This is a genomic window from Pseudomonas sp. KB_15 (genome assembly GCF_052114525.1).
Taxonomy (GTDB): Bacteria; Pseudomonadota; Gammaproteobacteria; order Pseudomonadales; family Pseudomonadaceae; genus Aquipseudomonas.
This window is the reverse complement of sequence record NZ_JBFREX010000388.1, coordinates 1-353: the sequence shown is the minus strand read 5'-3', so window position 1 is coordinate 353 and position 353 is coordinate 1. Positions and strand designations below refer to the sequence as shown.

Sequence of the window (353 nt, the reverse complement as noted above, 5' to 3'; positions counted from 1 at the left end):
GCCCAGGAGTGGCACCCCACGAAGCCCATCCGGATGGTGATTCCGTCCACCCCCGGCGGTGGCACAGACTTTATCGGACGCACCCTCAGCGCCAGGCTATCCGAAGTCCCTGGGTGGCGGGTGGTGCCCGAAAACCGCCCGGGCGCGGCCGGCACCCTTGGGTTGGCCGAGGCCGCGCGCGCGCAGCCGGACGGATATGAGCTGGTCATTGGCCAGACCGCCAACGTCGCGCTGGCGCCCTGGTTGATGAAGCTGACGTTCGACCCGGTAAAAGACCTGACGCCGATCGCCTTTGCCGTGGAAGCGCCGATGGTGCTGCTCGTCAACGCTTCGTCGCCGTACAAGACCTGGGC

1 protein-coding gene is annotated in these 353 nt (G+C 67.7%); it reads left to right on the top strand.

All coding sequences use genetic code 11. The annotated features are described in order from the left end of the window. Positions 1-123: 123 nt before the first annotated feature. Positions 124-353, top strand: a 230-nt coding sequence (locus tag AB4Z35_RS31420; protein WP_442101356.1) for a tripartite tricarboxylate transporter substrate-binding protein, incomplete at its 3' end; no start/stop codon positions are given.